This is a genomic window from Methylobacterium sp. J-030 (genome assembly GCF_022829545.1).
Taxonomy (GTDB): domain Bacteria; phylum Pseudomonadota; class Alphaproteobacteria; order Rhizobiales; family Beijerinckiaceae; genus Methylobacterium.
Window position 1 is genome coordinate 1 of sequence record NZ_JAKSYM010000233.1, and the last position, 808, is coordinate 808.

Consider the following 808-nt stretch of genomic DNA (forward strand, 5'->3'; position numbering starts at 1 on the left):
CCGACACACGGGGCAAGGAGCGCGTATACGACCGGCGGGTGATCAGCGGCATCGTCCATGTACTCAAGTCCGGCGGGCGTTGGACGGACGCACCGCGTGAGGACTACGGGCAGAACAAGACCCTCTACAACCGTTGCGTGCGCCGGGTGGCCAAGGGGGTCTGGGGAGGATGGATAGCGACGCGGGCGCACCTGCTGGAGTTCAACGACCGACGAGAACCCTCTACCACCGCGTCGTGCGCTGGGCGGCCAACGGGGTCTGCGTCCGCTTGTCCGGGACGCTGGCGCAAGCCGGTGGCCCGCCCTCCCAGGTACTTATCGACTCCCCCGCCGTGAAGGCGCATCGCTGCGCCGCCGGGGGTAAAGGGGGGAGCAGAACCAAGCCATCGGCCGCCCGCGCGGCGGGCGCACGACCAAGATCCACGCCCTCACCGATCGCTTCTGCCGCCCGCTCGCCTTCCTGCTGACCGGTGGGCAGGCCGCCGACTGCAAGGCCGGCGCGCTGCTGCTCGAACGTCTGCCCGCCTGCCGCATCGTGCTGGCGGACAAGGGCTACGACACCGACGCCATCCGCCGACAGATCGAAGCGGCTGGGGCCGCACCCAACATCCCGCCCAAGATCAACCGGCGCTGGAAGCCCTGCTTCTCGCCCGTGCTCTACCGCGGCCGCAATGCCATCGAGCGCATGTTCGGCCGGCTCAAGGACTTTCGCCGCATCGCCACCCGCTACGACCGCTCGGCCACGAACTATCTCGCTGCCGTCTGCATCGCTGCCACCGTCAGCTACTGGTTATGAGTCCGGACGGTAA

1 pseudogene is annotated in these 808 nt (G+C 68.7%); it reads left to right on the forward strand.

What is annotated here, in order from left to right:
• Window positions 1–795: pseudogene (locus MKK75_RS17175) on the forward strand (IS5 family transposase); the annotation flags it as partial.
• Window positions 796–808 lie beyond the last annotated feature (13 nt).